The organism is Microbacterium sp. LBN7, from assembly GCF_045690345.1.
Lineage (GTDB): Bacteria > Actinomycetota > Actinomycetes > Actinomycetales > Microbacteriaceae > Microbacterium.
The window spans coordinates 3,741,876-3,763,754 of the sequence record NZ_CP147856.1; the positions used below are offsets into that span (position 1 = coordinate 3,741,876).

Below are 21,879 nucleotides of genomic sequence, written 5' to 3' on the forward strand. Positions count from 1 at the left end.
CGTGCAGACGCACCTGATCACCGGTGCGGGCTCCGGCATCGGCGCCGTCCTCGCGCGTCGGCTGCTCGATCGCGGAGATCAGGTCATCGCGGTCGCGAGAGACGTCGGTCGCGCCCGCGAGATCGTGGCGGAGCTTCCCGGTGCCTCGACGCTGGTCGCGGATCTCGCGAACCCCGGCCGCATCTCCTGGGCGCTCTCCAAGCAGCACCTGCCGGAGCGCATCGATTCACTGCTGCACGTGGCCGGCGTCGTCGACCTCGGCACGGTCGCGGACCTCCCGCCGACGCTGTGGGAGCAGCAGCTGGCCGTGAACCTCGTCGCACCCGCCGAGCTCACCCGGCTCCTCCTCCCGGTGCTGCGCGTGACGCGCGGACAGGTGGTGTTCGTCAACTCGGGCGCCGGCCTGCATGCACACGCCGGGTGGTCGGCATACGCCGCCTCGAAGCACGGACTCAAGGCGCTGGCGGACGCCCTGCGGGCGGAAGAGGCCGAGCACGGTGTGCGCGTCACCTCGATCTTCCCTGGACGGACCGCCACGCCGATGCAGGAACGCGTGCACCAGCAGGAAGACAGCGAGTACGTACCCGAGCGCTTCATCAGCGCGGATGCCGTCGCGACGACCGTCCTCACCGCACTCGATCTGCCGCGTGACGCGCAGATCACCGACCTGACGGTGCGTCCGGGCGTCTGAGCCCGGTCACGCCGTCAGACGCGTCCTCCGGGAGAGCATCCCTCGCTCGGCGCGCGTCTGCGGAGGGATCGCCGAGAGCAGCGAGCGCGTGTACGGGTGCGTCGGGTTCCGATAGACCTCTTCCGTGTCGCCGATCTCGACCATGTGTCCGAGGTACATCACGGCGACGCGGTCGGCGATGTGGCGCACGAGCGACAGATCGTGCGCGATGAAGACGATGGACATGCCGAGGCGCTCGCGCAGGTCGCAGAGCAGGTCGATGATCTGCGCGCGGATCGACACGTCGAGCGCGGAGACCGGCTCGTCGCACACCAGGACGTCGGGGTCGAGGGCGAGAGCGCGGGCGATGCCGATGCGCTGGCGCTGGCCGCCGGAGAACTGATGCGGGAAGCGCGAGGCCATCTCCGGGGTGAGCCCCACGAGCTCGAGCAGCTCGGCGACGCGGTCGCGTCGGCTCGCCGGACTCCCGGTGTGCGTGGCGGCGAGAGGCTCGGCGATGATCTGCTGGACGGTCATCCTCGGATTCAGCGACATGTACGGGTCCTGGAACACCATCTGCACGCCGCGACGCAGGATCCTGCGGTCGCGCAGTCGGCCTCGGGTCACGTCCTCGTCGCGGTAGCGCAGGGTGCCGGCATCCGGGGAGTCGAGGCCGACCAGCATCCGCGCCAGCGTCGACTTGCCGCTGCCGGACTCCCCGACGATCGCGAGGATCTCTCCGCTGCGCAGCTGGAGGTCGACACCGGCGACGGCGGCCACGCGATGCGCCCGACGCCCGCTCCCGGATCGGAAGGTGCGTTCGAGACCGCGTCCGTCGAGGATCGGCGTCGAGCCGTCGTCCTCCACCGCGGCGCTCACGTCCTGCGGCACGGCGTTCAACAGCTGCAGGGTGTACGGATGCTGGGGGCGGGTGAGGACGTCGTCGGCCCTGCCGGCCTCGACGATGCGTCCCGTGCGCATGACGGCGACGTGATCGGCGACCTCCATCACGACGCCGAGGTCATGGGTGATCAGCAGGATCCCCATGCCCAGCCGATCGCGCAGCGAGAGCAGCAGATCGAGGATCTGCGCCTGCACCGTGACGTCGAGCGCGGTCGTCGGCTCGTCGGCGATGATCAGGTCGGGCTCGAGGGCGATCGCCATCGCGATCAGGATGCGCTGTCGCTGACCGCCGGAGAACTGATGCGCGTAGTCGTGCACGCGCTTCTCCGGCGTGGGGATGCCGACCAGCGTCAGGAGCTCGACCGCGCGCACCAGTGCAGCACGGCGGCTGTCCGGTCGGTGCGCGCGGATGAGGTCGACGATCTGATCGCCGATGCTGAGCACCGGGTTGAGGGCGGAGAGCGCGTCCTGCATGACGAGACTGACCTTGACGCCGCGCAGGCGGCGATGCTGCTCGGGGGAGAGGGCGAGCAGGTCGGTGGAGCCGAGCGTCATGCTGGTCGCCTCGACCTCGCCGTTGTCGATCAGACCCATGATCGCCCGTGCGGTCATGGACTTCCCCGACCCCGACTCGCCGAGCAGGGCGAAGACCTCGCCACGGCGCACCGTGACGTCGATGTCGTCGACCACGCGGTTCGGACGCCCATCGGTGGACAGCGTGACTGTGAGCCCGCGGACGTCGAGGACGACGCCGTTCTCCGGCGCTGACGTGTTCTCCATGCTTGCCATCATGCCAGGAGAGTACCCCCGAATTGTTTCGAACAGGAAACATCTCAGCCGAATTTGTTCAGCAAGGTTGACATTTGCGCCGAAATCATCGAGATTCGAGGAAATCTCCCACTCGTTGATCGGGAGAGGCATCCGCACAACCGAACCGAAGGAGCGCATTCGTGCTCGAAGAAGCAGACCGCTACAGCGGCTACACCGCCTACGACTACCTCGAGGCGGGCAAGGACTACCGCGAGTTCCGCTACGCGAAGCAGATCGGCCGCGTGCCGGCGTACGAGGGTCTCGAGCTCAGCGACTCGCAGAAGGAGCGCACCGAGCGCCTGTTGCGCGAGGAGACCGTCATCTCGCTGCACGAGCACGTGCAGGTGTTCCCGGAGGACATGGGTGAGCTCCGCGACCACATCCGTCAGGGCCGCGAACCCACCGGCTACCAGGGTCTGGCCCGCTCGGGTCTGACCGCCGTCTTCGACAACGGCATGGACGGCACCTGCTGCATCTCCAGCGACGCCGGCTGGAAGTACCAGGACGTGCTGTTCGACCTCGGCGTGCGCATGGCCGACCTCGCGCACCAGGACTTCGTCATCAAGGCCGAGTCCATCAAGGACATCCGGTACGCGGCGGAGACCGGGCGCGTCGCCCACATCTTCGCGCTCGAGGCGTCGACCATGATCGAGAACGAGGTCGACCGGCTCGACGTGCTCTACGGCTTCGGCGTGCGGCAGATGGGCATCGCCTACTCGGAGGCCAACATGCTGGGCGGCGGCCTCAAGGAGCGCGGCGACGGCGGCCTGACGTACTTCGGCGAGCGCGCCGTCGAGCGCATGAACAAGCTCGGCATCGCGATCGACATCTCGCACTCCGGCGACCAGACGTGCCTCGATGTGATCGCCCACTCGCAGAAGCCGGTGTTCATCACGCACGCCGGTGCGCGCGGCCTCTGGCCGACCAACCGCATGAAGACCGACGAGACGATCATCCAGTGCGCGAAGCGCGGCGGCGTGATCGGCATCGAGGCGGCGCCGCACACGACCATCTCGCCGCAGCATCCGAAGCACTCGCTGGAATCCGTGATGGACCACTTCCAGTACTGCGTCGACCTGGTGGGACTCGAGCACGTGAGCTTCGGTCCCGACACCCTGTTCGGCGACCACGTCGGGCTGCACGACGCCTTCTCGTCGAACCTCTCGCTCGGCCAGGCGCACGCCAACGTCGAATACGAGAAGCAGCCGTACGTCGACGGCATCGAGAACCCGGCCGAGGCGTTCTACAACATCATCGGCTGGCTTGTGAAGCACGACTACTCCGACGACGAGATCCGCGCCGTCGTCGGGGGGAACACCATGCGCGTACTCGAGGAGGTTTGGGTCTGATGAAGCACAGCAAGTACCTCGCACTCGGCGCCGCCGCGGCTCTCGCCGTCGGCCTCGCCGCGTGCGCCCCCACGGCTCCGGAGCCTGGCGAGACATCGGGGAGCACCGGTCCGAGCGATGAGACGCTCAGCATCGGCACGACGACGGACGTCGTCAACTTCAACCCGGTGCTCGGCAACAGCCGGACCGACTCGTGGATAACGAACCTGATGTATCCGCACCTGCTGAGCATCAGCGAGGACGGCACCAAGGAGGCCCACGTGGCCACCGACTGGGGCTACGTGGACGACACGACCGGGTTCTACGAGATCCGCGACGATCTCACGTGGAGCGACGGCGAGCCGTTGACCGCCGAGGATGTCGCCTGGACGCTGAACGCGGTCAAGCGCGATCAGGCACCGGGCACGTTCTTCGGGCAGCTGGGCAACCTCGACACCGCGACCGCGGTCTCGGACACCCGCGTCGAGCTCACGCTCACCCAGCCGGACTCGTCGATCATCGAGGAGATCGGGTTCTGGGGCGTCGTGGTTCCGAAGCACGTGTTCGACCCGAAGGGCTCGATCGCCGAGTTCGCGAACGACGGCAGCGACGGCGGCTGGGTCGGCATGGGCCCGTTCGTGCTGAGCGACTTCCAGGTCGGCCAGCACTACACGCTCGAGCGTGTCGAGGACTACCCGCTCGTCGAGGGCGGCGTCCCCGGTCCCGCCGAGGTCGTCTACCGCGTGTATCCCGACGTGAACACCGAGATCCTCGCACTGCAGAGCGGCGAGATCGACGTGATCGCGAACGCGCTTCCGCCCGCGCAGGTCGAGCAGCTCAGCAGCACCGACGGGCTGCAGGTCATCGAGGCGGCGGGTCTCGGCTACGCGCACCTCGTGTACAACATGGAGAAGCCGGACCTCGCGAAGACCGAGGTCCGTCAGGCGCTCGCCCATGCCGTGGACTACGACGCGATCCGGACGGTGGTGCTGCAGGATCAGGCCGTCTCGACCGGCTCCAGCGCGCTGATGCCGGTGCTCGCGAAGTACTACGACGACTCGGTGAAGGAGTACGAGTTCGACCCCGAGAAGTCGCGCTCCCTCATGGAGGACGCCGGCTACACGGCCGACGCCAGTGGCAACTTCCCGGTGTCGTTCCGCCTGATCTACTCCCTGCAGGACAGCGTCACGAGCCAGTGGGCGCAGATGGTGAAGGACAGCGCGGCGGAGGCCGGCATCACGATCGAGCTCCAGGGCACCGAGCGGAACACGTACCTCTCGATGACCAGCGAAGGGGACTACGACATCTATGCGGGCAACTTCGCCATCATGGACGACCCGGTGACGAACTTCGCCCTGTCGTACCTGCCGGGCGGAGCGATCAACTACACGCACGTCGACGACCCCGAGCTGAACGCCCTGATCGAAGAGGGCATGGTCACCTTCGACGAGGACGAGAAGATCTCGATCATGCGCGACGCGAACAAGATCGTGCACGAGCAGGTCTACGACAACATCATGTACACGCAGAACCTGTTCTTCGCCGCCAGCGACGAGTGGGCCGGCTTCATCTCGAAGCCGAGCGAGCTGCTCTCGATCGTGAACCCGCTCTCGCTCGCGAGCGCGCACCCGGTCGAATAACACCACTGAAATCTCGAGGAAGGTCGCCCGGGTGTCCCGAGCATCGTTCATTCTCCGTCGCGCAGGTCGAGGTCTGCTCACGATCTGGTTCGCCGTGACCGTGACGTTCCTGCTCCTGCGGCTGCTTCCCGGTGATCCGGCCCTGGCGCTGGCGAGCCCGAACATGACGGACGACATCCGGGCGACCATCCTCGAGCAGTACGGGCTCGACCAGCCCCTGATCGTGCAGTACGGCCTCTACATGTGGCAGCTGGTGCAGGGGAACCTCGGCATCTCGTTCACGCAGTCCATCCCCGTGCTCGACGTGCTCCTGCAGCGGCTGCCCTGGACGCTGCTGCTGACGCTCACCGCCCTGGCGCTGACGATCATCATCGGCATCCCGCTGGGGGTCGCTGCCGCCTCGCACAAGGGACGATTCATCGACCGGGCGGTGCAGATCGTCGGGGTCACGGGCCAGTCCCTGTTCGTGCCGAGCGTCGCGATCCTGCTCCTGTTCGTCTTCGGGCTGAACCTCGGCTGGTTCCCGATCGGCGGCGCGTACACGAACAACACCTACGGCATCGAGTGGTACCTCAGCGTCGCCCAGCACCTGGTGCTCCCCGCCGTCTCGCTCATGCTCATCCAGGTCGGGTCCTACGTGCTCACGATGCGCTCGACGCTCATCGAGACGCTCGGAGAGGACTACATCCTGCTCGCGAAGGCCAACGGGCTCCGCGGTCGGCGCATCCTGTGGAAGCACGCGCTCCGCAACGCGCTGCTGCCGACGACCACGCTGATCGGCCTGCAGCTCGGCTTCCTCGTCGGCGGGGCGGTGCTGACCGAGACGGTGTTCGCCTACCCGGGCATCGGGCGCGGCATCTACGAGGCTGTCACGCAGCTCGACTTCCCGGTGCTGCAGGGCGCGTTCCTGATGCTCGCCACCACAGTCGTGGTCGCGAACACCGCCACCGACATCATCTACGGCTACCTGGACCCGAGAGTGAAGACCTCATGACCGCGCCGCTCCCTTCGTCCGTCCCTCTCGCCCCGAGCGAGCCCGCCGCCGTCGGCAGCGAGCGCGCCGGTGCGCACACCTGGCGGGCGTTCCGCCGCGATCCGCTCGGCATGATCTCGCTGGGGCTGCTGATCCTGCTCGTGATCATCGCGCTGGCGGCGCCGCTCATCGCACCGTATCCGGCCAGCTACGGACCCGACGTGCTGCGCCCGCCGAGCGGCGACCACTGGTTCGGGACCGACGCGCTCGGTCGCGACGTGTTCGCCGAGGTGATCTGGGGCACCCAGCAGAGCGTGCTCGTCGCTGTCGCGGCCTCTGTGATCGCAATCGTCTTCGGCACGATCATCGCCGTGATCGGCGCCTACTTCCGCAAGCTCGACAGCATCATCAGCGTGATCGTCGACATGACGCTCTCGCTGCCCGTGCTGCCGCTCATGATCCTGATCGCCGCGCTCGTGGGTCCCAGCACCTCGACGATCATCTTCGTCGTCGCGGCGTTCTCCTGGCCCGAGGTGACGCGCCTCGTGCGCTCCCAGGCGCTCACCGTGGTCGGCCTCCCGTATGTGGACGCCTCGCGGCTCATGACGACCTCTCCGCTCTGGATCATCTCGCGGCACGTCCTCCCTGCCGTCACCCCGGTCGTGGTCGTCTCGGTCGTGGTGACGGCGTCTCGTGCCGTGCTCTCCGCCGCAGGCCTCGCATTCCTCGGGCTGGGGGATCCGACCACCTGGTCGTGGGGGCGCATCCTCTACGAGGCGCAGCAGGCGGGTGCGATGGTGAGCGCCTGGTGGCTGACGCTCTTCCCGTCGATCGCGATCCTCATCCTCGTGCTCTCGGCGACGCTGCTGTCGATCGCCTACAACGACGCGCGCAATCCGCGCCATCTCGCCCGCTAGGAGACCGACATGACCGAGTTCGACCAGCGTCTCGACCCCGCGTTCTTCGACCGGGTGCAGGCCCGTGTGCGCGACCGCATGGCCGAAGAGGGCTTCGATGCCTTCCTCACCGACCACCCCGAGGACATCGCGTACCTCACCGGGTTCTTCCACCACCCGTCGGAGCGTCCGGTGGCGATCTGGATCGAGGCCGGCGGGCGCGTGGTGATGCTCCTGCCGGAGCTCGAGCGGGAGTACGCGCAGTCGCAGTCGGCGCGCGCGGAGCTGGTCGCATTCTTCGAGTTCCCGGGGGTCGTCTCGCCGTTCGAGGTGCTCGCGAACGCGGTGGCGCCGCGGGGCCGGGTCGGCTTCGCCTCGACCATGCCCTACCAGCGCCTCTCGGCGGCACGGGCGGCGATGAGCGGTGCGGAGCTCGTCGGGTCTGACCTGCTCGCCCGCGCCCGGTACGTGAAGTTCCCCGAGGAGGTCGTCCTGCACCGCGAGGCCGCGCGCATCACCGACCGGATGCTGGAGGCCGGCGTGCAGCTCGTGAGCGACGCGGTCGCCGCCGGCGGCGACCTCCCCACCGAGACCGAGCTCGAGCGTCACGTGACCTCGGCCGGGACCGCGCTGATGTACGCGGAGCACCGCAACGTGGTCGTCGCCTCGCTGCTCGCGGGCGGACTGGTCTACTCCGGGGCGAACTCCGCTTTCCCGCACGGTCTGCCGTCCGTCAACCGGCTGAAGTCGGGGGACACGTTCATGCTGTCGCTCGGGTGCGCGGTCGGCGGACGCTTCATCGAGGGGGAGCGGACCTTCGTGCTCGGCGAGCCGACGGTCGAGCAGCGGCGCTACCACGACACGATCCACGCGGCGCAGCAGCTGGGCCGGGAGACGATCCGTGCGGGGCTCGAATGCCGCGAGGCGAATCGGCTCTGCCTCGACGTCATCCGCGAGGCGGGTCTCGGCGAGTTCATCCGGCACCGTCAGGGGCACGGCATCGGCCTCGGCATGCACGAGGCGCCGTGGCTGGAGGACGGCGATGCGACCCTGCTCGAGGCGGGCATGGTGGTGTCGAACGAGCCGGGCATCTACGTGCCCGGCCATGCCGGCTACCGCATCAGCGACAGCATGCTCGTGACCGACGACGGCGCCGAGGCGCTCACGACCTTCCCCCGCGGTCTCGACGACTGCACCATCGCGCTCTGACGCACCCGATCTCTAGAAAGAGGACGACATGACATCCACCCCGCCGGTTTCCCCGGAGTTCGCCGCGGCGACGAGCGCCTACGAATGGGTCGAGATCAACGGCAACCACCTGGCGGTCGAGGTGCTCGGTCCCGAAGGTGCTCCGGTCATCATCACGCACCACGGCGCCCCCGGGCTCGGCTCCAGGGCGGAGCCGCGTGCGAGCTTCGGCCGTCTCGCCGACGAGTACCGGGTCGTGGTCTTCGACGCCAGAGGGAGCGGGCAGAGCGAGGGAGAGGGCACGTACAGCCACGAGCAGTGGGCGGCCGACATCGACGGCCTGCGCGAGTGGATCGGCGCGGAGAAGATCGTGATGGCCGGCGGATCGTACGGCGGGTTCATGACGATGGAGTACGCGCTGCGCTACCCGGACCGCGTCGCCGCGATCGTGCTGCGCGACACCTCGGCCGACAACTCCAATGCGCACCTCGCGCGCGAGAACGCCCTGGCCTCCGACCGCGTGACGATCGACATGGAGAAGTTCGATCGCATCGACGTCGGCCAGGTGCGCGACGACGAGGACCTGAAGGACTGCTGGCGCGAGATCCTGCCCCTCTACGACTTCGTGTACGACCCGGATGCCGTGGAGCGGAAGGTCCAGGCGACGCCGTACCGGTACCGTGCCCACAACTATGCGTTCTCGGTGAACCTGCCGAACTACGACCTGAAGCCGCGTCTTCCCGAGATCGCCGTGCCGACACTCATCACCGTGGGCCGGACCGACTGGATCACGCCAGTATCGTGTAGCCAGGTGATCGCCGACCTCATCCCGGACTCCGAGATGGTGGTGTTCGAGAAGTCGGGTCACTCCCCGCAGATCGAGGAGGCAGAGGCGTGGACCGAGACCGTGCGCACGTTCCTGCACCGGGTGTACCCGCCGCTGACGCGATGAGCAGCATCCATATCGGCCGTGAGTTCAGCGATCTCGACCGCCGCATCGTCGTCGCCCTGCAGCAGGACGGCCGAGCGAGCTGGACGTCGATCGCCGAGTTCGCCGGGGCATCCGTCTCGACCGTCACCCGTCGGGGCCAGCAGCTGCTGTCGGAGGGCGTCGTGCAGGTGGGGATCGTGCCCACGCTCGGCAGCGAGGGGCATGTGGAGACCTTCTTCGTGCGGATCAACTGCACGCCCGGTGCGCAGCTGGCCGTCGCGCAGGAGCTGATCGGATCGCCGTACGTGCGGTTCGTGACCCTCGTGACGGGCAAGTTCGACGTGTTCGCCGAGGTCGTGATCCCCGGAGATTCGGCGACGTACGCGCATGTGCTCACCGATCTCCAGGGCATCCCCGGCGTCGAGCGGTGGCGCAGCGACCTGGTGGTGCATACCTACAAGGTGAGCTTCGACTGGGGGCGCCAGCTGTACGACGCCCACGCCGAGGCGACGAGCGACCCGAAGTCGTATATGCCTGCTCCGAACACCTGCGACCCGACGCACTTCGACGACGCCGACCGTGCGATCGTCGAGGAGCTGCGGCACAACGGCCGCGCGTCGTTCCTCTCGATCGGCGCGAAGCTGGACATGAACGAGAGCAGCGTTCGCCGCCGCTACGAGCGCATGCGCAACGGGGGCTGTCTCACCACCGTGACGATGGTCCCGGCATCCGCGCTCGGGATGAGCGCCGAGACCCTGCTCATCCTCCGGGTGGAGCCGTCGAGGATCGCGTCGGTGGCCCAGACGCTCGCGCAGCACGTGTCCGTGCGCTTCCTCGCGGCCGCCCTGGAGGAGAACTCGCTCTACTGCGAGATCATCCTCCCGAGCACGGAGACGCTGCACGACTTCCTCACCGGGACGATCGCGCACCTGAAGGGCGTGCGCGGCTGGAACGCCTCGATGGAGCTCGTCTTCATGAAGCGCGGCTTCATCGAGACGCCCTGGTGGCGCGCACAGGTCGCCTCGGCGGGTGGGACGGAGATCGAGGGCTAGGGCAGATCGTCCTCGTCGTCATCGGCGGCCCCGGAGGCGACGCGGTCGGCCTCGGCGCTGTCGACCAGCGCATCGTCGATGTCGGTGTCGGGCACCTGCTCGCCGTCGACCTCCTTCGTCGGGACGCCGTCGGGGGTGTCGTCGTCCGGGAAGGGGACGACGGGCGGGATCGGGTTGGACATGATCGCATCCTTTCGCGTGGCGGATCTGGATGCGGTCACGATAAAACGCGCCCGACGTGCGAGAGAGCGGGTTGACCGCGGTCGGACGGCGCGCTAGGACGGGAAAAGCCCCCGGTGCACCGGGGGCTTTCGTTGTGGACCTGGGGGGACTCGAACCCCCGACCCCCTGCATGCCATGCAGGTGCGCTACCAGCTGCGCCACAGGCCCAGAACGCCGCTCCGAACTTCCCGGAGCAACTTGAAAAGAGTACTACACGAATCCGCGCGAACACCAATCGGGGCGGGCCTCCCGGGCGCGTCGTCGCGGGGCGGAACAACGACGTGCTCGAAGACGTTCGATACATCGTGAGCATCCTCGACAGCCTCGTGATCGGTGCAGGGCAGGCCGGCCTCTCGTCGTCGTTCCACCTCTCCAGCCTCGGGATCTCCCACGTCGTCCTGGACTCGGGCGATCGTCCGGGCGGAGCATGGCAGCACCGCTGGGATGCGCTGACGATGCGCGACGTGCACGGCGTCGCCGAGCTTCCGGACGACATCGCACCGCCCCGGGACGACGAACGTGCGAACGTCGCCGTGCCCGCGTACTTCGCCGCCTACGAGCAGAAGCACGCGCTCCCCGTCATCCGTCCGGTGAAGGTCGACCGTGTCGAGGACCGGGACGGACTCCTCGTCGTGCGCGCTCAGGAACGGGAGTGGACGACGCGCACCCTCGTGAACGCGACAGGCACGTGGACGCACCCGTTCCTGCCGCATGTGCCCGGCATGGAGACCTTCGTCGGGGAGCAGCTGCACACCGTCGACTACCCGGGTCCCGCGCACTTCGTCGGCAAGCGCGTGCTCGTGGTCGGGGGAGGAGCCTCGGCCGTGCAGTTCCTCGGCGCGCTGGCTCCCCTCACGGAGACGCTGTGGGTGACGCGCCGCGAACCCGTCTGGCGCACCGACGACTTCTCTCCGGAGGCCGGGGCCGCCGCTGTCGCGCTCGTCGAGCAGCGCGTCGCGGCCGGACTCCCGCCGCAGAGCGTCGTCAGCGTCACGGGGCTCATGCTGCGTCCCCAGGAGCGCGAGGCGGAGCGCCTGGGCGCCTACGCCGATCGGCGCCCGATGTTCGAGCGGATCGAGGCCGACGGCGTGCGCTGGGCGGACGGCTCGTTCGAGCGAGTCGACGTGATCCTGTGGGCGACGGGCTTCCGTCCCGCGATCGCGCATCTCGCTCCGCTCCACCTCCGCAGCGCCGCGGGCGGCATCCAGCTCGATCGGAACGGGCGGGGCACGACCGCCGTCGCAGATCCCCGGATCCAGATGGTCGGATACGGTCCGTCGGCGAGCACGATCGGCGCGAACCGCGCAGGGCGCTCGGCGGCGACGGGCGTGCAGCGGATGCTGCGCCTCTCCGGGGCTCCGGTCACCGTCGGGTAGCACGTCCGCACGCGGAACCTGTGTTCGGTAGGTCGCGCACCCCGTCGCTACGCTGAGGGCATGCTCCGCATCGTGTTCGTGATCGTCTGGCTTCTGCTCTCGGCCTGGCTCCTCATCTGGGTCGGCGAGGGCCTCTTCGGCGTCGACCAGCGGCATTCGATCCTCCCGTTCTCCGGCGAGGACACGCTCGGCGGGCCGATCCTCATCGGCGTCGCGTGGGGGCTGCTGCTCACCTTCGGCGGCATGTTCCTCGGTTTCCGGGGGCGCAGGATCCCGCGCGGCGAACAGCAGATCGGGGTGGGCACGATCGTCGAGGTCTCCCGCACCGGGCTGACCGTGAACGACGTGCCGCAGTATGACGTCTTCATCCGCGTGACGCCGTCTGCCGGAGACGACTTCATCGGACAGCTCCGGATGCTGGTGGAGGCGACCGACGCGGCCGCGCTGCAGGTCGGCCAGCCGCTGGCGGTCCGCTACAGCCCGACCGATCAGGACACGATCGAGTTGGCCGATCCTTCCGATCCGGCCGTCCGGGACGCCCTGTTGCAGTGGCGGATCGGTCGCGGGCTGATCGATCCGAGTCAGGTACGGGCGCGGACGACCGGCACCCAGGTCCCGGCATCCGTCCTCGAGGTCCGTCCGACGGGCCGTCGCCGAGAGGGACAGAGTGAGCTCGCGCTCCGAGTGCTGATGGCTCCGGAGGGTGCGGCGACGTGGGAGGCGGACACCACGGTCTTCGTCTACCCGCAGGCGATCTCCCATCTGCAGGTCGGCGCGCCGATCTGGGCGTTCTACCGGCGAGAGGATCCGCAGACGGTCGCGATCACGATCGAGAAGGAGGCCGGGCGATGAACCCCATGGAAACGCTGATCTGGCTGTTGAACTTCCCGGCGGCGCACGGCTACGCGATGGTCTTCATCGCGGGCTTCTCGATCCTCGGCCTGTTCGCGATGTCCGTGCGTGCAGCTTCACCGGGCGGCGAGCTCCGTGCCATCCGCGAGCGCGAGGGGCTCCTGCGGCCGGAGGAACGGGCGCGAGGGCAGGTGGGCGGACGCATCCTCCGCGTGTTCTTCCGCATCCTCGCGTTCATCATGCTGGGATCGCTGGTGATCGGCATCCTGAGCCTCACGGGTGTCCCGGTGACGCGCGCCTACATCCACGACAACGGCCGCCCGACCACGGCGACGATGGACGGAGACTGGGTGACCTTCACGACGGCCGAGGGCGTCGAGTACACGCTGGAGAGCAACTTCTTCACTCCGGCGGTCTACCCGGACCGCGACAGCTACCTGCCGAGCGGCTCGCCCGTCGTCGTGCGGTATCTGGCATCGCATCCGCAGGCTTTCGTGATCGACAGCACGCAGACCCCGCGCTGACGTCATCCCCCGCGTCGCACCCGGAGCGTAGGGTGAGGAGCATGTCGCGCATCATCGTGTTCGGCGGCCACGGCCGCATCGCCCTGCTCCTCGCGCCCCTGCTCGTCGAGAGGGGTGACGAGGTCACCGGGGTCATCCGCAACCCCGAACATGCCGACGACGTCGAGGCGGGCGGGGCCCGCGCGCTGGTGGCCGACATCGAGACGATGGATGTCGAGGCTCTCGCCGAGATCATCCGTGGTCACGATGCCGTCGTCTGGTCGGCCGGTGCCGGCGGGGGAGATCCGCAGCGCACCTACGCCGTCGACCGTGACGCGGCGGAGCGGTCGATGGATGCGGCGGAGCGCGCCGGCGTGCGCCGCTACGTCATGGTCTCGTGGATCGGTTCGACGGCCGATCACGGCGTTCCGGAGGGCGACTCGTTCTTCGCCTACGCCGATGCCAAGTGGGCGGCCGACGAGCACCTGCGCGGCGCGGGGCTCGAGGGCACGATCCTCGCTCCCGGAACGCTCACGCTCGACGACCCGACCGGCCGGATCCGGATCGACCCCGACGGCCGCGGAGAGGTGTCCCGGGCCGACGTCGCCGCGGTCATCGCCGCGTCGCTCGCAGAGCCGTGCACGATCGGTCGCACCCTCCGCTTCGGCAACGGGAGCGCGCAGACCGCGCTGCCCATCGCCGAGGCGCTCGCCTGCTGAGCGTGCCACGGGCAGGGAGAACGAGGAAGAGCACCGTGACGCGTCGACATCGTGGGTGGGCGGCCGCCGCCCTCGCCGGGATCGTCGTCGCCGTGGTGTGCGTCGCGACGTCTGCGTCGGCGACGGCGACGACGCGCGCACCCGCTCCGGCGGTCGCTGCCGTGCCCTCCGGTCCGAGCGATCGTGCTGACCAGCTCGTCGCCCGGATGACGGTGGCGGAGCAGGCGGCGAGCATCGTCATGGGACACGTGCCGAGCACCGATGCGGGGGCGCTCCGCTCCTACATGGAGTCCGGCATCGGCGGCTTCATCCTGATGGGCGCCAACATCCCGGCGACCGAGGCCGAGCTCCAGGGCCTCACCGCCGCGCTGACCATCGATCCGGCCCTTCCGCCGCTGATCGCCGTCGATCAGGAAGGCGGTCTGGTCTCGCGGCTCGACGGCGACGACTTCGCCGCCTCGACGACCCTCAAGGTCCTCCCGCCGGAAGACGCGGCCGCGGCCTTCGCCGCCCGCGGGTCTCTCGTCGCCCGCGCCGGCATCACGGTGAACTTCGGAACGGTCGCCGACTTCACGGCGGACACCGCATCCTTCAGCTACGGTCGGTCGCTCGGCACCGACGCGACGTCCGCGGCCGATCGGGTCGCCGCTGCCACGACGGCTCAGGAGCAGTTCGTCGGGTCGACGCTCAAGCACTTCCCCGGCCACGGGGCCGCACCGGGGGACTCGCACAGCGCGATCCCGAGCACGCCGATGGGTCTGGACGAATGGCGCGCGACGGAGGCTCTGCCCTTCGCTGCCGGCATCGATGCCGGCGCGTCGCTGCTCATGTTCGGTCACCTGTCGTACACGTCGGTCGATCCGACGCCCGCGTCGCTGTCGGCGACGTGGCACGAGATCGCCCGGGACGAGCTCGGCTTCGAGGGCGTCGCGGTGACCGACGATCTGGGCATGCTGCTCTCCTCCGGAGATCCCGCGTACGCCGACCCGGTGGCCAATGGCGTGGCGGCCGTCGCCGCGGGCAACGACCTCGTGCTGATGATCGCCGGGTCCGATGCCGAGACGGCCGGGCAGATGTCCGCCGGCATCGCGGCCGCCGTCGAATCCGGGTCGCTCCCGGCGGCGCGGCTGACCGAGGCCGCGACACGGGTGATGGCGCTTCGCCTCAGCCTGTCCACCGCGACGGCGCAGTGGGCCGTGTGCCCGGACTGCGAGCCGGCGGACTGAGGATCAGGCGGCCTGACGCTCAGGCGGCCTCGGCGGTGCTCTCTCCGAGCCATGCCGTGAGCAGCGCGGAGCGCAGGACCATGCCGCGGTCGGCGAACCTGCGCTGACGGCGCACGTACTCGCTCTTTCCGTCGACAGTCTCGATCGGCACCGGCACGACACCCCAGGCCGAGAGATCGTACGGTGCCGCCTCCATGTCGAGCAGACGGATGTCGCGCGCGAGCTCGAAGGTGTCGAGCAGCAGCTCGCCCGGGATCAGCGGTCCGAGTTTCATCGCCCACTTGTACAGGTCCATCCCGGCGTGCAGGCAGCCGGGTTGCTCGAACAGGGGCTGCTCCTCGCGTGACAGCGCGGTGCGATTGCGCGGCACGGCGTCGGGGGTGAAGAAGCGGAACGCGTCGAAGTGCGTGCAGCGCAGGTCGTGCCCCTCGACCACCGCGTCGGTGCCGGCCTGTCCGAGCCGCAGCGGCACGGGGTGGCGATGTTCGTCGGCGCGGTACACCATGGCCCACTCGTGCAGTCCGAAGCATCCGAACTGTCCGGGTCGAGAGGCCGTGCGGCGCAGCATCCGTTCGATGAGTCCGGCGAGCTCCTGCTTCTCCGCAGCGAACGCCTCGGCGTCGGGCACGACGGAGTTCTCCGTGGAGCCGGGGGAGTACCAGCGCCACGAGGCGCGCTCGGGAGCATCCGCCAGCTCGACGCCGGCGCCGGGATGCCAGCGCCGCAGCTGGGCGGGCTTGTAGGCGTAGTAGGTGAACAGGAACTCCCACACCGGGTGCTTCTCTCCGCGCGCTGCGCGGTCGCGATGCGCGGCCGTCAGGGCGTCTGCTCGCTCCTGGTGGGCGCTCTCGCGCGCCAGCCACTCCTCGCGTGCGAGTGCCATGTCAGTGCAGGATGCCGGCTTCGCCCAGCTGATCGCGGAGCCCTGCGCCGTCTTCGGCGCTGACCCAGGGAGCGGAGTCCGCGGCGTGCGGCTCCGACTCGGCACGACCACCGGCGAGCACGGCTTCGGCGGGGAGCAGGCGACGGATGGCGACGCCCGCCACCGACTCGGGATGCTCTTCCATGAACTGCGTGTAGATGGACTCGTCGTGCTGACCGTCATCGCCGATCAGCAGCCACTTCACGTGGGGGAACTCCGTGGCGAGTCGCCGCAGGTTGGTGAGCTTGTGCTCGCGTCCGCTGCGGAACCAGCGGTCGTGCGTGGGACCCCAGTCGGTCAGCAGCATGGAGCCGGCCGGGAACAGGTGACGGCTGAGGAAGCGCCACAGCGTGGGCGCCACGTTCCAGGCGCCGGTCGACAGGTAGACCATCGGGGCGCCCGGATGCTGTCGCAGCAGCTGATCGAGGAGCACGGCCATTCCGGGGACGGGGAGGCGCGCATGCTCGTCGAGCACGAAGGAGTTCCAGAAGGCGATGAACGGACGCGGGAGTGCGGTCACCATCACGGTGTCGTCGACGTCGGACAGCACGCCGAACGTGGTGCTCTCGGCGACGATGAACGCCCGCGCCTCGACGGGCTCCTGTCCCTCGACGGAGATCGTGAAGGTCTGCCACCCCGGTTCGAGGTCGGCGTGGATGACGGTGTCGACGACACCGCCGCGGTCGGCGACCACCTGGTGCGTCGACCCGCCGACGTGGACGGCGACGGCGGCGAAGCTCACCGGGATGCCGACGAAGCTGCGCCATCCCCGGACGCTCGCCGGCTCGCCGTCGCGGGTGCGGCGCTGCGGCGGGACGATCAGGACGCGGCCGACGACGCGGACCCAGCCCGGTCCGCCGTATCCGGGGAACGGCAGGATCGTCGCGACCCGTCCGCGGCGACGCGCACGGCCCTCACGCCAGACGTGGAGGCGGTGCTCGAGTCGCGCGAACCAGTGGATCCGGGGCGCCGGGGGTGCGGAAGCCATTGCCTCAGTCTTTCACGTCGGCGTCCGTCTCCGCGTCCTCCGTCTCCAGGTGACGGGATTCCAGGCGCTGGAGCAGCTTCTTGCCGAGGAAGGCGAGCACGAGGAACAGAGCGATGATGCCGACGAAGATGTATCCCGCGAAATGCACCCGGTCGACGAGTTCCCGGAAGCTCCCGGCCGCCAGCGAGGAGACGCTGACGTACGCCGTGGCCCAGATCACGCACGCGGGGGCGGTCCACGCGAGGAACCGGCGGTACGGGTACTCGCTCATGCCGACGGTGAGCGGGACGAGGGAGTGCAGGACCGGGAGGAACCGGGAGAGGAAGATGGCGATCCCTCCGCGGCGCGCCAGATAGTTCTCGGCGCGCACCCAGTTCTTCTCGCCGATCCTCCGCCCCAGCCACGACGCGCGGATATGCGGACCGAGCCAGCGACCGAGGAAGAAGCCGATGCTCTCGCCGATGAGTGCGCCGATGACGACGGCGATCCCCATCGCGATGCCCTCCAGCGGGCTGGTGACGCCGATGGAGGCGATGATGACGATCGTGTCGCCCGGGACGATGAGCCCGATCAGGATGCTCGTCTCCAGCATGACGGCGAGCCCGGCCACCAGCGTGCGCGTGACCGGATCGATCGACTGCACGGTGTCGAGGAGCCAGAGCAGGAGGTCGTCCACCTCATGAGGATACGGGAGCAGCCCGGTCCTAGGCTGGACGCGTGCGCGAACGCCTGAGTCCCCGAGAGCTGCCCCGGTGGGTGGACCCGGCGAGCGTCTTCCGGATGCTGGAGGACCAGGCGGCCGACGTGTTCTGGCTCGATGCCGGAGCGGCTGCGACCGAGGGCTGGAGCTTCGTCGGCACGGGGGAGCCATCTGACCTTCCGGAGGACGTGCGTCTCGACGTCGCCCCCACGGACGGCGCTCTCCCGCCCTTCACCGGCGGGTGGGTCGGCTGGCGCGACTACGAGAGCGGTGCGAGCGCGGCCGGGGCCCCTGTCTCCGACGACGGGGATGCCGCGGGCTCCTCCTGGCTGCGTGTCACCCGCGTCGTCGCCTTCGATCACGCGTCCGGGCGCACGTGGACGCTCAGTGCGGAGGAGGATGCCGAGACCTGGGCGGTCGCCGTCGTGGCGGCATCCGCTCGTCCGGACGGAGAACCTTGCAGCGCGGGCGGCGCCGCTCCTCGGATCGCCGAGGCTCGCCACGATCCCCAGGAGTATGCCGCTCTCATCGAACGCTGCCGCGAGCTGATCCGCGCGGGCATCGCGTACCAGCTGTGCCTCACGACGCGCTTCACGGTCCCGGGGGCGCATGACGCGGTCGCGGTCTACGAACGCCTGCGAGCAGCCACGCCCGCGCATCACGGCGGTTTCCTCCGTATCGGAGGGCGCGCGCTGCTGAGCGCGAGTCCCGAGCAGTTCCTCCACGCCGGGGGAGGAATGATCCGCTCCCGGCCCATCAAGGGGACGCGCCCCCGCCATGCAGACCCGGAGACGGATGCCGCGCTCGCCGCCGAGCTCGCCGTGAACGTCAAGGAGCGCGCCGAGAACGTGATGATCGTGGACCTGATGCGCAACGACCTCTCGCGGGTGTGCGTGCCCGGCTCGATCCGAGTGGACGGCCTGTGGACGGTGGAGAGCTATCCCGCCGTGCACCAGCTGGTCAGCACGGTCAGCGGAACGGCGGCTGAGGGCACCACGGTCGGGGCCCTGCTCGAGGCGACGTTCCCGGCCGGGAGCATGACCGGCGCGCCGAAGCTCTCGGCCATGACGCGGCTGCACGAGCTCGAGGGCGGCCCGAGGGGCGTCTACGCGGGGTGCTTCGGGTATGTGGGCGTCGACGGCGCCGTCGACCTGGCGATGGTCATCCGCAGCATCGTGATCGACGAGCATGAGGCGGTCGTCGGCGCCGGGGGCGGAATCACCTGGGGGTCGGTCGCCGTCGCCGAGGTGGCCGAGGTCGCGACCAAGGCGCGGGCCCCGCTGGCAGCGCTCGGTGCGGAAATGCCCGTGCTCTGGCGTTCCGATATCCTGAACTGATCCCGTTTTTCCCTGCAGATTGGTCGTGCGTTCGTTGTCTGAGAACCTGTCCTTCGGTCCCGCCGACGAGGAGACCCCGTCGGCGCACGCCATCCAGAGCAAGTGGCAGAAGTACTGGGCGGAGAACGAGACATTCCTCACCGGCGGCGATGACGACACCCGCCCGCGGCGCTACGTGCTCGCGATGTTCCCGTACCCCTCCGGTGACCTGCACATGGGACACGCGGAGAACTACCTCTACTCCGACATCGTGGCGCGCTTCTGGCGTCACCGCGGGCACAACGTGCTCAACCCGATCGGCTGGGACTCGTTCGGCCTGCCGGCCGAGAACGCCGCGATCCGGCAGGGCGCCGACCCCCGCGAGTGGACGTACCAGAACATCGCGCAGCAGAAGAAGGCGTTCCAGTCGTACGGCGTCTCCTTCGACTGGTCGCGCGTGCTGCACACCTCCGACCCGGAGTACTACCGCTGGAACCAGTGGCTGTTCCTGAAGCTGCACGAGCGCGGGCTGGCCTATCGCAAGAAGAGCGCCGTCAACTGGTGCCCCAACGACCAGACGGTGCTGGCGAACGAGCAGGTCGTCGACGGCCGCTGCGAGCGCTGCGGCTACGAGGTCGTGAAGAAGAAGCTGACCCAGTGGTACTTCAAGATCACCGACTACGCCGACCGTCTGCTCGACGACCTGAACCAGCTCGAGGGGTTCTGGCCGCACAAGGTGCTGCAGATGCAGCGCAACTGGATCGGCCGCTCGGTCGGTGCCGACGTCGACTTCCGCATCGAAGAACGCGACGAGCCGGTCACGGTCTTCTCGACGCGCCCCGACACGCTGCACGGAGCGACGTTCTTCGTCGTGGCGCCGGACTCCGACCTGGCCGCCGAGCTCGCTGCTGGTGCGCCGGTCGAGGTGCAGGAGCGGTTCCGCACCTACCTGGAGCAGGTGCAGAAGGAGAGCGACATCGATCGGCAGTCCACGGACCGTCCGAAGACCGGTGTCTTCCTGGAGCGCTACGCGATCAACCCCGTCAACGGCGAGAAGCTGCCGGTCTGGGCGGCCGACTACGTGCTGGCCGACTACGGCCACGGCGCGGTCATGGCCGTGCCGGCGCACGATCAGCGCGACCTGGACTTCGCCCGCGCCTTCGACCTGCCGGTCAAGGTCGTCGTCGACACCACGGCCCCCGTCACCGGTGCGATGCCGGTCATCGAGGTCGACGAGGAGGGCGTGCCGATCGACACCGGTGCAGCTCTGGATGAGCAGAACCCGGCGTCCACCGGCATCGCCCTGACCGGCGAAGGCCGCATGATCAACTCGGGCGCGCTGAACGGCCTGTCCAAGCGCAACGCGATCGCCCGCGCGATCGAGCAGCTGGAGGCGTCGGGCACCGGGCGCGCAGCCAAGAACTACCGTCTGCGCGACTGGCTGATCTCGCGCCAGCGCTTCTGGGGCACCCCGATCCCGATGCTGCACGCCGAGGACGGCCGGATCATCCCGGTTCCCGAGGACCAGCTGCCGGTGAAGCTGCCGAGCGTCGAGGGCCTCGACCTGAAGCCGAAGGGCTCGTCGCCGCTGGGCGCGGCCGAGAGCTGGGTGCAGACCGTCGATCCGCAGACCGGCGACCCGGTGCTGCGCGACCCCGACACCATGGACACCTTCGTCGACAGCTCGTGGTACTTCCTGCGCTTCCTGTCGCCGAACAGCGACACGGTCGCCTTCGACCCCGCTCAGGCGGCGCGCTGGGCACCGGTCGACTCGTACATCGGCGGTGTCGAGCACGCGATCCTGCACCTGCTGTACGCGCGCTTCATCACCAAGGTGCTGTTCGACATGGGGCTGATCGACTTCACCGAGCCGTTCTCGAATCTGATCAACCAGGGCATGGTGCTGCTCGACGGCGCGAAGATGTCGAAGAGCAAGGGCAACCTGGTGCTGTTCGAGGAGGAGCTCGACGCCTACGGCGCCGACGCCCTGCGCGTGGGTCTGGCGTTCGCCGGACCGGTGGAAGACGACAAGGACTGGTCCGACGTCTCGACGACCGGTGCGCAGAAGTTCCTGGCGCGCGCTCTGCGGATCGCGGGCGAGGTCGACAGCCCCGTCGACGTCGTCTTCGCCAGCGGTGACGCGGCGCTGCGCCGTGCCACGCACAAGCTGCTGGCCGAGGCTCCTGCGCTGGTCGAGCAGACGAAGTTCAACGTGCTGGTCGCCCGCCTGATGGAGCTCGTCAACATCACGCGCAAGACGATCGACGGCGCTGCGGGTGCGTCCGACCCCGCCGTGCGCGAGGCCGCGGAGACCATCGCCGTGATGCTCGACCTCATCGCCCCGCACACCGCGGAGGAGATGTGGGAGATCCTCGGGCACGAGCCGTCCGTGGGCCTGGTCACCTGGCGTTCGGCCGACCCGGCGCTGCTCGTGGAGGACACGATCACCGCCGTCGTGCAGGTGGGCGGCAAGGTGCGCGCCCAGCTCGAGGTGTCGGCGAGGATCGGCGAGGCCGAGCTCGAGGCACTCGCCCGCGCGGACGAGCGCGTGATCCGATCGATCGGCGACCGCGAGATCGTGAAGGTCGTCGTGCGCGCGCCGAAGATCGTCAGCTTCGTCGTCAAGGGCTAGAACCGCTTCCTGCACCGGGGACCGATCCTGAG

Annotated in this window: 20 protein-coding genes and 1 tRNA gene; 15 read left to right on the forward strand and 6 right to left on the reverse strand. The window is 69.1% G+C overall.

All coding sequences use genetic code 11. The features are described from left to right. Position 1 precedes the first annotated feature (1 nt). Positions 2-691 (forward strand): SDR family oxidoreductase, encoded by a 690-nt coding sequence (locus LBN7_RS18120; protein WP_407360432.1) that lies wholly within the window; start codon positions 2-4, stop codon positions 689-691. A 6-nt stretch (positions 692-697) separates the two neighbouring features. On the opposite strand, the gene LBN7_RS18125 is transcribed toward LBN7_RS18120, so the two are convergent. Further along, entirely contained in the window at positions 698-2,353 is a 1,656-nt protein-coding gene (locus LBN7_RS18125) for a dipeptide ABC transporter ATP-binding protein (protein WP_407360433.1), read from the reverse strand. A gap of 170 nt (positions 2,354-2,523) precedes the next feature. On the opposite strand from LBN7_RS18125, the gene LBN7_RS18130 reads away from it, so the two are divergent. The 7 genes from LBN7_RS18130 to LBN7_RS18160 are packed head-to-tail and all read left to right on the forward strand — an operon-like array spanning position 2,524 to position 10,391. Then, positions 2,524-3,732 (forward strand): membrane dipeptidase, encoded by a 1,209-nt coding sequence (locus tag LBN7_RS18130; RefSeq protein WP_341945229.1) that lies wholly within the window; start codon positions 2,524-2,526, stop codon positions 3,730-3,732. Beyond that, positions 3,732-5,351, forward strand: coding sequence for an ABC transporter substrate-binding protein (locus LBN7_RS18135; RefSeq protein ID WP_407360434.1), 1,620 nt, complete (start codon positions 3,732-3,734; stop codon positions 5,349-5,351). The genes LBN7_RS18130 and LBN7_RS18135 overlap by 1 nt, the downstream gene beginning before the upstream one ends. Before the next feature lie 31 nt (positions 5,352-5,382). Then, positions 5,383-6,345 (forward strand): ABC transporter permease, encoded by a 963-nt coding sequence (locus tag LBN7_RS18140; protein ID WP_116636695.1) that lies wholly within the window; start codon positions 5,383-5,385, stop codon positions 6,343-6,345. Beyond that, positions 6,342-7,241 (forward strand): ABC transporter permease, encoded by a 900-nt coding sequence (locus LBN7_RS18145; RefSeq protein ID WP_116636694.1) that lies wholly within the window; start codon positions 6,342-6,344, stop codon positions 7,239-7,241. Before LBN7_RS18140 ends, LBN7_RS18145 begins: the two co-directional genes overlap by 4 nt. Before the next feature lie 9 nt (positions 7,242-7,250). Next, entirely contained in the window at positions 7,251-8,429 is a 1,179-nt protein-coding gene (locus LBN7_RS18150) for a M24 family metallopeptidase (protein WP_407360435.1), read from the forward strand. Between the two features lie 28 nt (positions 8,430-8,457). Next, positions 8,458-9,360: an alpha/beta fold hydrolase gene (locus tag LBN7_RS18155; RefSeq protein ID WP_407360436.1), complete on the forward strand. Its 903-nt coding sequence runs from the start codon at positions 8,458-8,460 to the stop codon at positions 9,358-9,360. Then, positions 9,357-10,391: an Lrp/AsnC family transcriptional regulator gene (locus LBN7_RS18160; protein WP_341945232.1), complete on the forward strand. Its 1,035-nt coding sequence runs from the start codon at positions 9,357-9,359 to the stop codon at positions 10,389-10,391. Before LBN7_RS18155 ends, LBN7_RS18160 begins: the two co-directional genes overlap by 4 nt. On the opposite strand, the gene LBN7_RS18165 is transcribed toward LBN7_RS18160, so the two are convergent. Then, positions 10,388-10,573 carry a hypothetical protein gene (locus LBN7_RS18165; RefSeq protein ID WP_116636690.1) on the reverse strand — a complete coding sequence of 62 codons (186 nt, stop codon included), beginning with the start codon at positions 10,571-10,573 and terminating at the stop codon, positions 10,388-10,390. The two genes, LBN7_RS18160 and LBN7_RS18165, sit on opposite strands and share 4 nt — an antisense overlap. Positions 10,574-10,708: 135 nt before the next feature. Next, a tRNA-Ala gene (locus LBN7_RS18170) sits at positions 10,709-10,781 on the reverse strand. Positions 10,782-10,918: 137 nt separating this feature from the next. Between LBN7_RS18170 and LBN7_RS18175 the strand changes: the two genes are divergently transcribed. The 5 genes from LBN7_RS18175 to LBN7_RS18195 are packed head-to-tail and all read left to right on the forward strand — an operon-like array spanning position 10,919 to position 15,289. Next, entirely contained in the window at positions 10,919-11,989 is a 1,071-nt protein-coding gene (locus LBN7_RS18175) for an NAD(P)-binding domain-containing protein (RefSeq protein WP_407360437.1), read from the forward strand. A 60-nt stretch (positions 11,990-12,049) separates the two neighbouring features. Beyond that, a complete protein-coding gene (locus LBN7_RS18180; RefSeq protein ID WP_116636688.1) occupies positions 12,050-12,841 on the forward strand; it encodes a hypothetical protein in 792 nt (263 codons plus the stop codon). After that, the gene (locus tag LBN7_RS18185) at positions 12,838-13,365 is read left to right on the forward strand and encodes a hypothetical protein (protein WP_133192838.1); all 528 of its coding nucleotides are present in this window, start codon (positions 12,838-12,840) and stop codon (positions 13,363-13,365) included. Before LBN7_RS18180 ends, LBN7_RS18185 begins: the two co-directional genes overlap by 4 nt. Before the next feature lie 41 nt (positions 13,366-13,406). Then, complete coding sequence (locus LBN7_RS18190) at positions 13,407-14,063, forward strand: SDR family oxidoreductase (protein ID WP_407360438.1); 657 nt, start codon at positions 13,407-13,409, stop codon at positions 14,061-14,063. Positions 14,064-14,098: 35 nt separating this feature from the next. Then, entirely contained in the window at positions 14,099-15,289 is a 1,191-nt protein-coding gene (locus LBN7_RS18195; protein WP_407360439.1) for a glycoside hydrolase family 3 N-terminal domain-containing protein, read from the forward strand. A 19-nt stretch (positions 15,290-15,308) separates the two neighbouring features. Here the strand turns inward: LBN7_RS18195 and LBN7_RS18200 are convergent, their stop codons facing one another. Genes LBN7_RS18200 through LBN7_RS18210 form a run of 3 tightly spaced genes read right to left on the reverse strand, consistent with a single transcriptional unit; the run spans position 15,309 to position 17,875 of the window. Further along, on the reverse strand, positions 15,309-16,172 hold the full coding sequence (locus LBN7_RS18200) for a 3-methyladenine DNA glycosylase (RefSeq protein ID WP_407360440.1): 864 nt from the start codon (positions 16,170-16,172) through the stop codon (positions 15,309-15,311). Between the two features lies 1 nt (position 16,173). Continuing rightward, complete coding sequence (locus tag LBN7_RS18205; RefSeq protein WP_116636684.1) at positions 16,174-17,199, reverse strand: App1 family protein; 1,026 nt, start codon at positions 17,197-17,199, stop codon at positions 16,174-16,176. 4 nt (positions 17,200-17,203) lie between these two features. Continuing rightward, complete coding sequence (locus LBN7_RS18210) at positions 17,204-17,875, reverse strand: DedA family protein (protein WP_116636683.1); 672 nt, start codon at positions 17,873-17,875, stop codon at positions 17,204-17,206. 41 nt (positions 17,876-17,916) lie between these two features. Here LBN7_RS18210 and LBN7_RS18215 point away from each other — a divergent pair, with 41 nt between their 5' ends. Both LBN7_RS18215 and leuS read left to right on the forward strand, forming a co-directional pair. Then, entirely contained in the window at positions 17,917-19,236 is a 1,320-nt protein-coding gene (locus LBN7_RS18215; protein WP_407360441.1) for an anthranilate synthase component I family protein, read from the forward strand. Between the two features lie 34 nt (positions 19,237-19,270). Next, positions 19,271-21,847, forward strand: coding sequence for a leucine--tRNA ligase (gene leuS, locus LBN7_RS18220; protein WP_407361733.1), 2,577 nt, complete (start codon positions 19,271-19,273; stop codon positions 21,845-21,847). Positions 21,848-21,879: the final 32 nt, after the last annotated feature.

What these genes read in the sequence shown, in the direction of transcription:
- LBN7_RS18190 (WP_407360438.1), top strand. Translation starts at nt 13,407, where the DNA reads ATGTCGCGCATCATCGTGTTCGGCGGCCACGGCCGCATCGCCCTGCTC.
- LBN7_RS18160 (WP_341945232.1), top strand. Translation starts at nt 9,357, where the DNA reads ATGAGCAGCATCCATATCGGCCGTGAGTTCAGCGATCTCGACCGCCGC.
- LBN7_RS18200 (WP_407360440.1), bottom strand. Translation starts at nt 16,172, where the DNA reads ATGGCACTCGCACGCGAGGAGTGGCTGGCGCGCGAGAGCGCCCACCAG.
- LBN7_RS18135 (WP_407360434.1), top strand. Translation starts at nt 3,732, where the DNA reads ATGAAGCACAGCAAGTACCTCGCACTCGGCGCCGCCGCGGCTCTCGCC.
- LBN7_RS18165 (WP_116636690.1), bottom strand. Translation starts at nt 10,573, where the DNA reads ATGTCCAACCCGATCCCGCCCGTCGTCCCCTTCCCGGACGACGACACC.
- LBN7_RS18180 (WP_116636688.1), top strand. Translation starts at nt 12,050, where the DNA reads ATGCTCCGCATCGTGTTCGTGATCGTCTGGCTTCTGCTCTCGGCCTGG.
- LBN7_RS18150 (WP_407360435.1), top strand. Translation starts at nt 7,251, where the DNA reads ATGACCGAGTTCGACCAGCGTCTCGACCCCGCGTTCTTCGACCGGGTG.
- LBN7_RS18125 (WP_407360433.1), bottom strand. Translation starts at nt 2,353, where the DNA reads ATGGAGAACACGTCAGCGCCGGAGAACGGCGTCGTCCTCGACGTCCGC.
- LBN7_RS18145 (WP_116636694.1), top strand. Translation starts at nt 6,342, where the DNA reads ATGACCGCGCCGCTCCCTTCGTCCGTCCCTCTCGCCCCGAGCGAGCCC.
- LBN7_RS18185 (WP_133192838.1), top strand. Translation starts at nt 12,838, where the DNA reads ATGAACCCCATGGAAACGCTGATCTGGCTGTTGAACTTCCCGGCGGCG.
- LBN7_RS18155 (WP_407360436.1), top strand. Translation starts at nt 8,458, where the DNA reads ATGACATCCACCCCGCCGGTTTCCCCGGAGTTCGCCGCGGCGACGAGC.
- LBN7_RS18205 (WP_116636684.1), bottom strand. Translation starts at nt 17,199, where the DNA reads ATGGCTTCCGCACCCCCGGCGCCCCGGATCCACTGGTTCGCGCGACTC.